General features: G+C 55.6%; 11 protein-coding genes. 6 read left to right on the forward strand and 5 right to left on the reverse strand.

The window, feature by feature from the left end:
- Nucleotides 1-239: 239 nt before the first annotated feature.
- The 3 genes from DL88_RS09880 to DL88_RS09890 form a co-directional block, all read right to left on the reverse strand.
- Nucleotides 240-815, reverse strand: coding sequence for a dihydrofolate reductase (locus tag DL88_RS09880; RefSeq protein WP_245270748.1), 576 nt, complete (start codon nt 813-815; stop codon nt 240-242).
- A 148-nt stretch (nt 816-963) separates the two neighbouring features.
- Nucleotides 964-1,500: a GNAT family N-acetyltransferase gene (locus tag DL88_RS09885; RefSeq protein WP_051955809.1), complete on the reverse strand. Its 537-nt coding sequence runs from the start codon at nt 1,498-1,500 to the stop codon at nt 964-966.
- Nucleotides 1,484-1,714: a hypothetical protein gene (locus DL88_RS09890; RefSeq protein WP_034995332.1), complete on the reverse strand. Its 231-nt coding sequence runs from the start codon at nt 1,712-1,714 to the stop codon at nt 1,484-1,486. The genes DL88_RS09885 and DL88_RS09890 overlap by 17 nt, the downstream gene beginning before the upstream one ends.
- A gap of 520 nt (nt 1,715-2,234) precedes the next feature.
- Here DL88_RS09890 and DL88_RS09895 point away from each other — a divergent pair.
- The 5 genes from DL88_RS09895 to DL88_RS09915 all read left to right on the forward strand — a co-directional run bounded on the left by DL88_RS09895 (nt 2,235) and on the right by DL88_RS09915 (nt 10,305).
- Nucleotides 2,235-2,471 (forward strand): hypothetical protein, encoded by a 237-nt coding sequence (locus tag DL88_RS09895; protein ID WP_034995333.1) that lies wholly within the window; start codon nt 2,235-2,237, stop codon nt 2,469-2,471.
- Between the two features lie 280 nt (nt 2,472-2,751).
- Nucleotides 2,752-3,489, forward strand: a complete 738-nt coding sequence (locus DL88_RS09900) for a protein-L-isoaspartate O-methyltransferase family protein (RefSeq protein WP_051955840.1) — start codon at nt 2,752-2,754, stop codon at nt 3,487-3,489.
- 836 nt (nt 3,490-4,325) lie between these two features.
- The gene (locus tag DL88_RS09905) at nt 4,326-5,690 is read left to right on the forward strand and encodes a TolC family outer membrane protein (RefSeq protein ID WP_084705107.1); all 1,365 of its coding nucleotides are present in this window, start codon (nt 4,326-4,328) and stop codon (nt 5,688-5,690) included.
- 823 nt (nt 5,691-6,513) lie between these two features.
- Complete coding sequence (locus DL88_RS19350) at nt 6,514-6,879, forward strand: PopZ family protein (protein WP_156971038.1); 366 nt, start codon at nt 6,514-6,516, stop codon at nt 6,877-6,879.
- Nucleotides 6,880-7,566: 687 nt separating this feature from the next.
- Nucleotides 7,567-10,305 (forward strand): valine--tRNA ligase, encoded by a 2,739-nt coding sequence (locus tag DL88_RS09915; protein WP_034995337.1) that lies wholly within the window; start codon nt 7,567-7,569, stop codon nt 10,303-10,305.
- A gap of 280 nt (nt 10,306-10,585) precedes the next feature.
- On the opposite strand, the gene DL88_RS09920 is transcribed toward DL88_RS09915, so the two are convergent.
- Nucleotides 10,586-10,795 (reverse strand): cold-shock protein, encoded by a 210-nt coding sequence (locus DL88_RS09920; protein WP_034995340.1) that lies wholly within the window; start codon nt 10,793-10,795, stop codon nt 10,586-10,588.
- A 313-nt stretch (nt 10,796-11,108) separates the two neighbouring features.
- Here DL88_RS09920 and DL88_RS09925 point away from each other — a divergent pair, with 313 nt between their 5' ends.
- A complete protein-coding gene (locus DL88_RS09925) occupies nt 11,109-11,999 on the forward strand; it encodes an NAD(P)-dependent oxidoreductase (RefSeq protein ID WP_034995342.1) in 891 nt (296 codons plus the stop codon).
- Nucleotides 12,000-12,042: 43 nt separating this feature from the next.
- On the opposite strand, the gene DL88_RS19880 is transcribed toward DL88_RS09925, so the two are convergent.
- On the reverse strand, nt 12,043-12,699 hold the full coding sequence (locus DL88_RS19880; protein ID WP_169741557.1) for a DUF2380 domain-containing protein: 657 nt from the start codon (nt 12,697-12,699) through the stop codon (nt 12,043-12,045).
- Between the last annotated feature and the right edge of the window lie 321 nt (nt 12,700-13,020).

Raw genomic sequence — 13,020 nt, forward strand, 5'->3', positions numbered from 1 at the left:
CATTTTGTCTTTATATTGGATCGCTCCGCGATTCCATTTACCTGAAAATGCTCTAAATTCTCTGAGTGGAGCGTTTCTGGATATATCCGAAACGCTCTAGAGATTATATTGAACCGTGCCAATCTCAAGCTGCCTAGAATGGGAAGGGCAGTTGAAAACTGCCTGTCCTGTACCGCTGGTATGGTGCCAATGCACCCTTTTCGTCGGATTGCCTTCAAGGATCGGGTGAAAATGAGAGATCATGCGCCGGTAGCAAGCCTGCGATTCGATTCTGCGGCAGGATTTGGCTCTGTTCCCGAGATACGATGATAATCGACGAACACATAGGAAGTTTCGTCGCCTGGACCTTGCTGTGGAGGGGATCTTTGTTCCTCCCGCCATTGTGCCCAATCGACGGGCGGGAAAAAAGTGTCGCCTGACGGCGCCGCATCGACGAGCGTCAATTCGAGCCATGTCGTGCGTGGCAGAAAGGCTTCAAAAAGGACGCTGCCGCCAATCAGCGCCACCCGGTCGGCGTCAAGGGCCTGCGCCCGCTCGATTGCCAAAGCGAGAGCCGCTTCAGGGTCATGCGCAACGAGCACGCCACTGGCGGCAAAGGATCGGCGCGTCGTCAGTACGATGGTCTCGCGTCCGGGCAAGGCGTGACCGATGGATTCGAACGTCTTGCGGCCCATGAGCATGGGCTTGCCCCAGGTCCTTTCCCGAAAATGGCGTCGATCTCCAGGGAGATCCCAGGGCAGATGACCGGCTTGGCCAATGACCCCATTGCTGGCGATGGCGGCGATGATGCTCAGGCCAATTGTATGCGTGGACAACGACAAGAACTCGAAATTATGGATCACGCCGTCTGCCGGGCGACCAGAATGGAATGTCTGATTGTGCGGATGCGTTCCTGAATCGCTGGAACATCGCTCTCACAGCGCCCCAATGCCATCGCTGATTTGCGGAAAAGAATGATCGATTTCAATTCTGTTCCGGCACGCCGGATTGCGCAAGGTTCAGGAGACCGCCTCCGTCGATACGGCAACTGGTCCATTGATCCAGGAGTGTCGCACCCATATGGCGGTAAAAGCCGATCGCCGGTTCATTCCAGTCGAGAACCGACCATTCGAGACGGCCGAGATTCTCGCGCGCACAGCGGCGCGCGAGATTGACGAGAAGCGCCTTGCCGCAGCCATTGCCGCGGAAGGGAGGGCGAATATAAAGATCCTCCAACCATATGCCATGAAGGCCCTTAAAGGTTGAAAAGGAATAGAACCACACGGCGAAGCCAGCGAGCTGGCCTTTGAAATCGATGAGTTCGCAAAATACGCGGGGTGCCGGGCCAAACAACGCGACGCGCAAGCTCGCAATATCGGCTTCCACGTCGCTGCTCAGCTTTTCATAGGCTGCGAGTTCCTGCACGAGGGCGTAAATCGCGTCTATGTCTTCGGCCACGGCGCGGCGAATGCGCAACCTCGATGGTTGCGTTCGCGCTATGAAATCAATGATCGTCGCCATGCTTTGCCTGAACCGCGTGTTTGATCTCCCGCGCGGCATCAATGGCGAGTTTGATCTGCGTGTCTGTCAGCGCTTTGTTCGCTTGCAGAGCCGCCTTGATCTTGGGCATTTCGACATGTTTCGCGTCGGGAATTTCACTGACGAAAGCCGTAAGGGCGGCGATGGCCGCCAGCAATTCGTCCAGCTTGTCATCGATGGATTTCGGTTCGGACATGAGGATCTCCGAAAAGACAGAGGCGGGATCTTTGACAGAGCCGAGACATCATCAGTATCGGACCTGCTTGACTTCGCTATGACGGATCGAGAACAGACCTTTATCGATCCAATGGTTTTGCGGGCCGCCGCTGCAATATACGGTCTGCACCGTAAAGGATTCGCAAAAATCGGGCGCTTTCCAACCCGTTTAGGGGGCAGGCGCCTTTAAAGCAAATTTCAATGCTATTGCATCGCTTCGAAGAGACTCTGATTTTTGAGTGAGGTATGTCGGCACTTGTCCACCGCGTTTCGCCCTTCGGGTGCGGTGTGACCAATTTTACCAAGGGGATGCGCGCCCAAAGGATGTCCAGCTCGCAATGGACAGGGACCAGCCGGCGACCTATAAGCGCCGTCGATCATCCCTTCGTGTCTTGCACGAATTGAAGCTATTTTGATCGCAAGAACTTACTCTTGCCGGGTGCAAGGAACTTTGCGAGACGCTTCCGTCAACAAAACCGCTGGCGTATTTTCGCGAATCCTTGGGGGCGCGGACCGATGATCAGCCCAAGGGACCAACGAAATTCGGGCAATTCAAGAAAGAAGATGGCAAGAGCGGGATCGGGTTTTTATCGACGATCTTCTATCTGGGCCGGTTCTGCCACAAGCCCGATCACAATGATGAAAAGCTGAGCGTGGCCGAGGCGGGGCAGAAAGATCACGCCTTTTTGCTTGCAACCGGCGTGTCGGCATTTGCCTGTGCGGGAGATACATTTTAGGCAGTGGCGATTCTGCTTCAAAAATGCAAAATCAATCGCAGCCTGTGCCATGCCAGACGGATTCGGGTCCGGTTTCAGCGCCGACGCCGGAGATGGTTTCCGATCGGTGCTTCGGCAATCGATGCGCCTCCATGCCGTCCTTTGTCTTGAAGAGTTCAGGAGTATCGCTCAGGAACCAGATTCACGAGTGATGCCCCCGGTTTTTGATGAATGCGTCAAGCCTTTCCAAAAGGGCGTCCTTTTCGGTTTGATGCCGGAGCCTTCCTTTCAGGAGTTTTCCATGACTGCAACGTCGCTCGGTGAATCCGCACCGTCCTCCAATCCGGCTCTTGGGGACCAATCCTTTCTGTTGCGCCAGACCATGGTTGATTGCCAGGTGCGTACCTTCGACGTCATCGATCAGCGCCTGCTGCAGCAGATGCTTGACGTGCCGCGCGAGGATTTTCTGCCCGCCTCACTCGCACCTCTCGCTTATTCCGACAAGGTGCTGACTCTGGTTCCGACGACTCCCGGCACCGCCCCTCGGAGCCTGCTGCCGCCGTTGATTCTGGCGCGGCTCCTTCAGGGTGCCGGGGTGCGCCCCACTGATCGCGTCCTCGATGTCGCGCCGGCGCTTGGCTATTCGACGGCATTGCTCGCAGGCTTGGCGAAGGATGTATCGGCGCTCGAATGCGAGGCGGAATGGGTGGCGGCAATGGGCGGCGCTTTCGCGACTCATGGCCTGAAGAATGTTTCTGTTTTCCAGGGGCCGCTGGCCGGAGGCGTTCCGTCGAAAGCACCTTTCGATCTCATCGTGATCAACGGTGCCGTCATGGCGCATCTTGAAACGGCGCTGGATCAATTGGTTGAGGGCGGTCGGCTCGTCGCTTTCCATTATGAACAGAATGATCCAACGCGGCGGGCTGGCAAGGCTGTCCGTTTCGAAAAAATCGGCGGGGATATCAGCCGGCGGGTCCTGTTCGATGCGTCGCTGCCGGTCCTCGATGCTTTCGCTGAGCCGGAACGCTTCACCTTCTGAGCAGTCTTGTGGTGCGGAACGGTTCAGAATGCGGCGGTTGATCCTGGTTGTGAAACCGGGATCAAGAATGTCGTGCGGATTCTGTCGGCTTGATTCTGCGCATGATTCTCTCGTGGCCGGTGCCGCTGCTGTCTGTTGAAAAAATAGCACACAACTCAAAACTTCAGCCACCGCCGACAATATGGCCACGACAGATAATTCCGATTTTCATAAGCTTCAGCCTAACGTAGGGTCACCAATAGTCTTCCCGAAGCTTTAACCAAAGAGCAAACACTTCGACCGATTCTTGGTTTTCGTTGAAAGAGACTGGAATCATTTCGGAGCCGCTGCTGAAATATTCGGGGTGGCCTTGCGATGGAGGAAAGCTGCAGCCTCATGGCAATGCCTGGATTTTTCGAATTGCATTCAAAAAGTCTTGTGCGTTGCGTTGGTTAATCCCTTTTGTCCTCGACAGTCGGGACGAGCCCAGACCGGGGATGCGGTATGAGATGTCTGGTAAAAACTAACGCTTTAGGTTAAGTCGTTTTTACACTGATTTAATGGGTTCGTTCCACGGCGCCTATGGTAAGCGGAAAGCCGGAACGGCGTTCTGCGTCCGAGGAGTACGGGGTGCAGAGGAATGGGATCGGGCTTGCGTGATGCCTCACATTGAACGTCGGCGAAAATCATCCACCCTGGATGGTCGAGGCCTGAATGATCAGGGTTCCTGCACGCGTGCCAACGCCGATTGTGTCGATGTCGATCATGTCGATGCGAGCTCCATTCACCAGCTCATAAGGAAGGGCTTCTTGAGGAAGGAATCCTTCGCCCGATCGCGCCATGCGGCCGGCCTGTGCATGGCCCTGCTGCCGTTTTTCGCCGCTTTTGCGCCCGATGCCAGGGCGGAAAGCATGTCCAGTGCGTTGGCGCGTGCCTATATGACTAACCCTGATCTCAATCAGGAACGTGCCTCCGTTCGCGCTACAGACGAATCCTTGCCGCAGGCGACTTCCGGCTGGCGGCCCAATGTGTCGGCTGTCGGCAGCTATGGTTACAGCCACCTTTATACCAATCTGCCGACGCAAGGCACGGTCTTCTCCGGTACCTATAACAACGATATCGGTTCGGTGGGTTTGAATTTCTCCCAGAATGTTTTCAACGGTAATCGAACGCTCAACACCGTTCGCCAGTCCGAATCAAACATTCTCGGCGCGCGCGAGGGCATGCGCAATACCGAGCAGAATATTCTGCAATATGGCGCGACAGCCTATATGAATGTTCTGCGCGATACCGCTATTCTCAATCTGCGCCGGAACAACATCATCGTTCTTGAAGAACAATTGCGGCAGACCCGCGATCGCTTCAATGTCGGTGAAGTCACTAAAACCGACGTCGCGCAGTCGGAATCGAGCCTCGCTTCCGCGCGTTCGGATTATTTCGCCGCCCAGGCGAATCTGCAGACCAACATTGCCAATTATCGCCAGATCATCGGCGTTGAACCGAAACGGCTGGAACCTGCTGCGACCATCGAGAAATTGCTGCCTGGCAATCTCGATCGGGCTGTGGATATTGCGATGCTCGAGCATCCGGCCATTCAGGCCGCGCTCCATTCCGTTGATGCAGCGCAATCGCAGGTCAAAATCGCCGAAAGTGCGCTTTATCCGAAGGTGGATGTCGTCGGCCAGGTCCAGCGCCAGTTCAACGCGAATGGTATTCCCGGTTATCCGACCTTCAACGTCTCGCTCGTTGGACAGGTTTCCGTTCCGCTCTATGAGAACGGCGGTGCTAGCTATTCGCAGATTCGTCAGGCGAAGGAAAAGCTCGGTCAGGCGGAATTGCAAGCCGATCTGCAGCGCACTGCCGTGCGTGCTTCCGTGGTTTCCAGCTGGAGTCAGCTCGAAACCGCGCGGGCGGTTATTCAATCCTCTCTCGCAGCGGTGAAAGCCGCCGAGATTGCCCTCAATGGCGTCCGTGAAGAAGCCCGCGTCGGCCAACGCACGACACTCGACGTGCTCAATGCCCAGCAATATCTCTTGAATACCCGCGTCAGCCTCGTCACGGCGCAGAGAGATCGGGTCGTTGCGTCCTATGTCGTCATGGCATCGATCGGCAAGCTCACAGCGTCGAACCTTCATCTTTCCGTGGTCCAATACGATCCGACCGTTCATTTCGAGCAGGTCAAGGATAAGTGGATTGGTATTCGTACCCCTGACGGGCGCTGATTCCTTTGCCTCGCCTCCTCAATGGGAGGGGCAGGGCCTGTAGCCGAATGATTCCGGTCCTGCCTACGGAGCAGGCCAATCTAAAATTTGCTAGAGCGTTCCGGATATTTTCGGAAACGCTCGGCTAGAAGGAACCAGAGCGTTTTCAAAGCTACGGAATCGCGAAGCGATTCAGCTTCATCGGACAATGCTCCCGAGCATTGAACCTGAAAGTGGACGTCTTTTTCTACTCGAAGGCGAAGCGTTTACGAAAAGTTGGAGTATCGCTCACATGTCCGATCGATCGAGCGATTCTCTTCAAACGCGGGGCGAAGTCTTCGGCCGCCCACTGCGCTGAGGCATCAGGACCGAAAAGATTCCACTTTCGGAATCAGGCAAATGCATTTCCGAAGAATGAGTATCGGGCAGAATTCGAAGGAATTGTCCGAGGCTCTGGTGATGATGCCTCGGTTTTCGTGACAGGAGGAAATGCTCAAAATCCACATGTCCACGCAATGGTAATTACACCAAGCGTTTTGGCATATTTATCGTATTGCCATACTCAGTTTATCGGTGCTTCGCGCCAGAATTCACCAAGGGCAAGCGTTAACCTTAAGTAAAAATGCTTCCCACTTTCGTTTCCAACGCTTGCCTTGATGGTTCAGCCGAGTTTACTTTACAAAAAGTAAATGCTGGCACAGGCAGCAGGGATGCGTAAGCAATCGACCTCGTGCCTGTCCTAATTGAAGCGTAACCCTGTTGGAAAGCGTAAGAGGCCATGAGCGCAGTCAACCCTGTTGCAAAAGACAGCCACGAGGCTGAATCCAAGGCGAATGAACCTTCGATGGAGGACATTTTGGCTTCAATCCGCAGGATTATCGCCGATGATCAAGGCACATCGGGACAGGCTGTCCGTGGGCCGGCTTATTTGCATGCAGAGGCAGAGACTCAGTCGGCCGCAGCCGGAGAGCTCGTTCCGCATGAGGGACTTCGCGAGGGATCATTGATTTCTGCTGAAACCGCGGCGTCGCTGACGGCTTCTTTCAACGCCTTGTTCGGTAGCCGCTTTGTTCAGCAATCGGATGTGATTATCGCCATGACGCAGGATATGCTCAAACCGATGCTGAAAGCTTGGCTCGATGAAAATCTGCCGGCTCTCGTCGAGCGCCTCGTCCAGGCCGAGATCGAACGCGTCGCACGCGGCGAATAATCTTGGGTTCTTCTCTCGCAGCTTTGGTGATGGAGAATCAGGATCGTTGATACAGCTCAAGAGATCTGCATTTTGCCTGCGTCGCCTCTGAATGCTGCGATCATGACAATAAGGTGGGATGTTCGGACGAGACCGGACCTCTCCTGATAAAGAATCGGAAGCAGGTGTCGCATGCGACCGGTTGGTTCCTGGTGTTCCCGAAGGGACGCAGTGCGATAAGGAAATAATACTGGTGCCTTTCAATCAGGCTTGCATGCAAAGCCATTGGATTGAAAGAGACAATGCCAGAGGGCGCGATCATCGGGTGGACCGACCCGGACATGCCGAAGAGGAATGCAAAAAGGGAGCTTTCCGAGTGAAAGCTCCCTTTTTGCATAGTGGCGCCTATTGCATTTGCTACCGCTTATGCCGCAGCCGTGGTTAAAAGGAGGCGATCCAGTGATGTCGCTTCCATAATGCCGCTTTATGTTTGATGCTTGGAAATGGAATGCTCGGGAACGCGGGGGCTTCGTGGGTCCGCTGACGCTCCAGACCTGTTGACAAGCCGGCCGTGAACGTGATCCCACACATATGGCCGATGGCTATGAAGAATGCGAAATTTGAGTCGAATCCCGAAGTGCCGTCGCAGGGCCTGCATCAGGCTTGATGGCTGATCGGGCGCGGGATCGACGGGCGGGTGGTGACAAAATGGAAAAGACTTTCGATCCACAATCGGTCGAAGGCAAGATCGCGGCACGTTGGGAAGAGGCGGGCGTGTTTCGCGCGGGCCGGACGGACAGGGCGAATGCTCCAGCTTTCTGTATCGTGATTCCGCCGCCGAATGTCACTGGCACGCTGCATATGGGCCATGCGCTCAACAATACATTGCAGGATATTCTCTGCCGTTACGAGCGCCTGCGCGGCAGGGACGTGCTTTGGCAGCCGGGCATGGACCATGCCGGTATCGCGACACAAATGGTCGTCGAACGCCGTCTCGCCGAGCATAAGGAGCCGGACCGCCGCACGCTCGGCCGCGAGAAATTTCTCGAAAAGGTCTGGGCCTGGAAAGAGGAATCAGGCGGCGCCATTCTCGCGCAGCTGAAACGGCTGGGCGCCTCCTGCGACTGGTCGCGCGAGCGCTTCACCATGGATGAAGGGCTGTCGCGGGCGGTCGTCAAGGTTTTCGTCCAGCTCTATAAGGAAGGGCTCATCTACAAGGACAAGCGCCTCGTCAATTGGCATCCAGGCCTGCAGACGGCGATTTCCGATCTCGAAGTCGCACAGGTCGAGACGAAAAGCTTCCTTTGGTATTTCAAATATCCGGTGGTCGATGAAATGGGTGCCGATACGGGCACTTTCATTATTGTGGCGACCACCCGGCCGGAAACCATGCTGGGCGACGCCGCCGTGGCCGTGCATCCGGACGATGAACGCTACAAAGACTTGCAGGGATGCAATGTCCGCCTGCCGCTCGTCGGGCGCATCATTCCGATCATCGCCGACGCCTATTCCGATCCGGAAAAAGGAACTGGTGCCGTCAAGATCACACCGGCGCATGATTTCAACGATTTCGAGGTTGGGCGGCGGCATAATCTGCCGCAGATCAATATTTTCGACGCCGAAGCCAAATTATCCTTGCAGGAGAATGAGGATTTCCTTCTTGGCCTCGATGATTCCATCGAAGCGGGCATTGTGCTCGATGATTTCGAGGGATTAAGCCGGGAGGAGGCGAGGACCCGCATCGTCGCCATGATGGAGGAACGCGGTCTCGTTGAGAAGATCGAACCGCATGTGCATATGGTCCCGCACGATGAGAAGAGCAAAAGCGTCATCATCGAGCCGTTTCTGACTGATCAATGGTATGTCGACGCCAAGACCCTGGCGCGTCCGGCGCTTGCCGCCGTGCGCGATGGCCGGACGCGTTTCGTTCCCAAGAATTGGGAAAAGACCTATTTCGATTGGCTCGAAAACATCCAGCCCTGGTGCATTTCCCGCCAGCTCTGGTGGGGACACCAGATTCCGGCCTGGTATGGGCCGGACGGCCATGTTTTCGTCGAAGCCTCGGAAACCGACGCGGAAATCGCCGCGCTCGCGCATTATGGCGCGCCGACGAGCTTGATCCGCGACGAGGATGTGCTCGATACTTGGTTTTCCTCGGCTCTGTGGCCGTTTTCGACGCTAGGCTGGCCGGAGGAAACGCCAGAACTCAAGCGCTATTATCCGACCAATGTGCTCGTGACGGGATTCGACATCATCTTCTTCTGGGTTGCCCGAATGATGATGATGGGCCTGCATTTCCTTGGCGAAGTGCCGTTCCGCGACGTCTATATCCATGCCCTGGTTCGCGACGAAAAAGGCGCGAAAATGTCGAAGACCAAGGGCAATGTGATCGATCCCTTGAATCTCGTTGAGCAATATGGCGCCGACGCTCTGCGCTTTACACTTGCCTCGATGGCCGCGCCCGGGCGCGATATCAAGCTGTCGACGCAACGCGTCGAGGGTTACCGCAATTTCATGACCAAGCTGTGGAACGCAGCGCGTTTCGCCGAGGTCAATCGTTGCGGCCTGAAACCGGATTTCGATCCGCATAAAGTGGTGGTCACGCTTAATCAATGGATCGTTGCCGAGACCGCCCAGGCGATCGAGGCGATCGGGACGGCGATTGAAATCTACCGGTTCGACGATGCGGCGAATGCGGCCTATCGTTTCGTCTGGAACGTGTTCTGCGACTGGTATCTCGAACTGGCCAAGCCTCTTCTGCAAACGCGGGAGGCCGGGGAAAGCGCGGAGAATTTCGTTCCGGACGCAGCGGCCAGCGAGGAGACACGGGCAACTGTCGCCTATGTCCTCGATGTCATCGTGCGGCTTCTGCATCCCTTCATGCCTTTCGTCACCGAGGAACTCTTCGCGCAATCGCATCCCGGAGAGCTTCTGGCGGCTGCGGACTGGCCGCGCCTTCTCGGCTGTGCCAATCCGCAGGCGCAGGCGGAAATCGGCTTTCTCGTGGCATTGGTCTCGGAACTGCGTTCCGTGCGCTCGGAGATGAACGTGCCGGCGAGCGCGCAAATTCCGCTCGTCGTGGTCGGCGCCTCGCAGGAACACATCGCGCAGATTCTGCATTCGGAAGAAACGCTGAAACGGCTCGCGCGGGTGAGCGAACTCGCTTTCACCACGGAAGCGCCGCCGCAATCGGTGCAGATCATCGTGCAGCAGACGACATTCGCTCTGCCACTTGCCGGCGTCATTGATTTCGATGTCGAAAAGCGCCGTCTCGCCAAGGAGATCAGCAAGCTCGAAAGCGAGGCGCAAAAGATCGCGGCGAAACTCGACAATGCCGATTTCCTGGCCCGCGCCCCGGAAGAGGTGGTCGAGGAGAATCGTGAGCGCCGCGAGGAAATGCTCGCCAAAAAGGAAAAGCTCGAAGCGGCACTTCGACGCTTCGGATGATTTGGCAGCGACGGCGAATGCATGGCATTGCATTCGCCGTCGCTCAAAACATCGTGCCGAGAGCGCGGATCAGATTATGGCCATCTTCCATTCGGGCAGAACTGAAACGCGGGGTTTCAGGACGATAGCGTCGCCGGGTGATACCAGAATTTGGGCATGAGGAGCTCCCATGGCCATAAAACAAAAGGCCGGGTGTTAACCCGACCTCTCACAATCACCTGACTCTTCTGCTGCCAGTCCATCCGTGGTCAGCGGGAGCGAATGACGAATTCAAGCCGCTTCAGGCTGCCTGAAGGTTGTCTGCGGAGCTCTTGCCCGACTTGCGATCCTGAACGATGTCGTAGCGGATTTTCTGTCCATCCGAGAGAGACCGGAGGCCAGCGCGTTCGACAGCGGAGATATGGACGAAGACGTCGGTGCCGCCGTTGTCAGGCTGAATGAAGCCGAAGCCCTTTGTAGCGTTGAACCATTTTACAATACCAGTGTTCATAACGATTTCCTTTCCAAGCAATCGTTGTGGTTCCCACGATACCTTGCGGGATTAGATCGATTATTTGAGAGGAAATCTGACGGGAGCGAGACGCTCTGGACCGATGTCACAGGCAATGTTCGATAATTACTGATATAGGCGCAATTTTCGATTCCACAACGGGTGAAACGCATTTTTTCGTCCAAGCCATTTAAAGCGACTTCCCAATAGGCTGTTTGCAAAGGGGAATATTTTTGCCTGCGGGACGATTTATCGTCGAAATTTCTCTCTTCGCGTTGCAATTTACGATCGTCGAACCATGGAGGAAGACGCGATGAATGTTGGATTTGTTGGTCTTGGTGCGATGGGCCATGCTATGGCGCAGCGCCTTCTCGATGCAAAACACACCCTCACCGTTTACAACCGCACCACGTCCAAGGTGGCTGATCTCATAAGCGGTGGGGCGCATCTCGCGCCTACACCGGCCGATGCGGCGCGGGGCGCGGATGTCGTGTTTAGTATGCTGCTTGATGATCATACAGTCGAGGAGATGACCTTTGGAGAAGGAGGCATTGCTGCCGGATTAGACGGGGATACCATCCATGTTTGTTCAAGCACGATCTCGCTCAAACAGGCGGAGCGGCTCAAGAATGAGCATGCCGAACGCCGTCAGAATTTTGTGACGGCGACGGTTCTGGGGCGTCCGCCGGCGGCGATCGCAGGTGATCTTTACGTTTTGCTCGGCGGCGCGGAATCTCTTCGTAAAACGGTGACACCGCTGCTTCAAACATTCGGCCAGCGTATTTTCGTCGTCGGCGAGGATCCGGTTCACGCCAATCTGGTCAAGCTGTCCCTGAATTTCATGATCATGTCGACGATCGAACAGATGTCGGAGGTTTTCGCCATCAATGAAAAGGCGGGAGTAGCGCCAGAAACGATTTTCGAAATCATGATCAATAGTTTCTACACGGCGCCGGTTCACAAGAATTACGGCAAGATCATGGTGGAGAAAAACTACAAGCCGACCGGGGCGCCGATGGCCATCGGCCTCAAGGATACCGAATTGTTTCTGCAGGCCGGGCATGATCTCAATGTCCCGCTCCCCTATGCCTCGGTGGTGCGGGATCGTTTCCTGTCAGCGCTCGCCGTTTTGGACAAGGATCTCGACTTTGCGGCGATCCTGGAACGCGTCCGCGAGGATGCGGGGCTTCCACGCGAAGTTTAGAGCATTTTCAACGATGTTGGAAATGCTCTACGGCGCATCAATGTTAAAGGTGCGTTTCCTTGATCCGGGAGGCGATACTTTGGGCGATGTGAGGCCACAGGCTCTCATCATTCGCACCGTCACTTCTCAAGTTGAAAGTCGTAACGGTTTCATCATTTCTGATATCGATGATCTGCATATCGAAGAACGTGAGCAGGTTACTTAGTTTTGTAACCTGGCCAACCAGAATATAGTGTGCATGGGCATCCTTGCCGATGTCCAGCATACATGAACGACATTGAGTCGGATATTGATAACGGGCTGTCTGTGAGTTGAATGATGCTGACAGTCCGAGGGGCTCGAAAATGGCAAATTTGGATTTATCGTTCAAGCTCTCGCGAATTTCGCCGGGTAATGCAGCCACCCATTTGCGCAGCGCCTGAAGCCCATCCGGCCGATTGTCCAGAGAATAGTTGACTACGTCGAATGGCAGGATCATGAGCGAAGGTTTTGCTATGGTTGGTGCATTTGGGTTGCTTTGCCCATTGTCTGCACGCGTGGCGCCGTGGAAGCCGTCGAACCAAGCGAAGAGCCCGATGACGGCAACGAGCCACGCACCATGTCTGTGTAACCTCCGGACCCGCGTTTGGTGAGGCCGCTTGCGATAAATCGTCCGTTCTCTGGCGATGTCGCCCCACCTTATCGATTTGCTTCCGTGCATCGTTTGTCTCCCTGCCGCCAACGCTGGATCCGCTCCCGGATGACGTTTTCGTCGCTTGCTTTCCATTGTTCGGCGCGGAGAGTTTACACCGGTCCGCCGATATTCCGGAGCGCAGAGTTGCTTTTTCCTTGTTGCGGTATTGTTCGCAGCACGCCGTCGAGAAGCGAAGTTGAATGTCTGACGAGACTGATTGAACGGCCTGCAGGCGCTGCGAGCCAAACCGCCGGGTGAACCTGGAATACATGCGCGATGCTCGGCGGGACCGGTGACGCCTGATCTTTTCTGTCATTCTTGCAAAATGGTGGAAACCGTGAAAGCGTC

The sequence above is a fragment of the Beijerinckia mobilis genome (assembly GCF_000745425.1).
Lineage (GTDB): Bacteria > Pseudomonadota > Alphaproteobacteria > Rhizobiales > Beijerinckiaceae > Beijerinckia > Beijerinckia mobilis.

Coding starts and splice junctions, on each gene's coding strand:
- DL88_RS09900 (WP_051955840.1), top strand. CDS start 2,752: ATGACTGCAACGTCGCTCGGTGAATCCGCACCGTCCTCCAATCCGGCT.
- DL88_RS09920 (WP_034995340.1), bottom strand. CDS start 10,795: ATGAACACTGGTATTGTAAAATGGTTCAACGCTACAAAGGGCTTCGGC.
- DL88_RS09905 (WP_084705107.1), top strand. CDS start 4,326: ATGGCCCTGCTGCCGTTTTTCGCCGCTTTTGCGCCCGATGCCAGGGCG.
- DL88_RS09890 (WP_034995332.1), bottom strand. CDS start 1,714: ATGTCCGAACCGAAATCCATCGATGACAAGCTGGACGAATTGCTGGCG.
- DL88_RS09885 (WP_051955809.1), bottom strand. CDS start 1,500: ATGGCGACGATCATTGATTTCATAGCGCGAACGCAACCATCGAGGTTG.
- DL88_RS19350 (WP_156971038.1), top strand. CDS start 6,514: ATGGAGGACATTTTGGCTTCAATCCGCAGGATTATCGCCGATGATCAA.
- DL88_RS09925 (WP_034995342.1), top strand. CDS start 11,109: ATGAATGTTGGATTTGTTGGTCTTGGTGCGATGGGCCATGCTATGGCG.
- DL88_RS19880 (WP_169741557.1), bottom strand. CDS start 12,699: ATGCACGGAAGCAAATCGATAAGGTGGGGCGACATCGCCAGAGAACGG.
- DL88_RS09915 (WP_034995337.1), top strand. CDS start 7,567: ATGGAAAAGACTTTCGATCCACAATCGGTCGAAGGCAAGATCGCGGCA.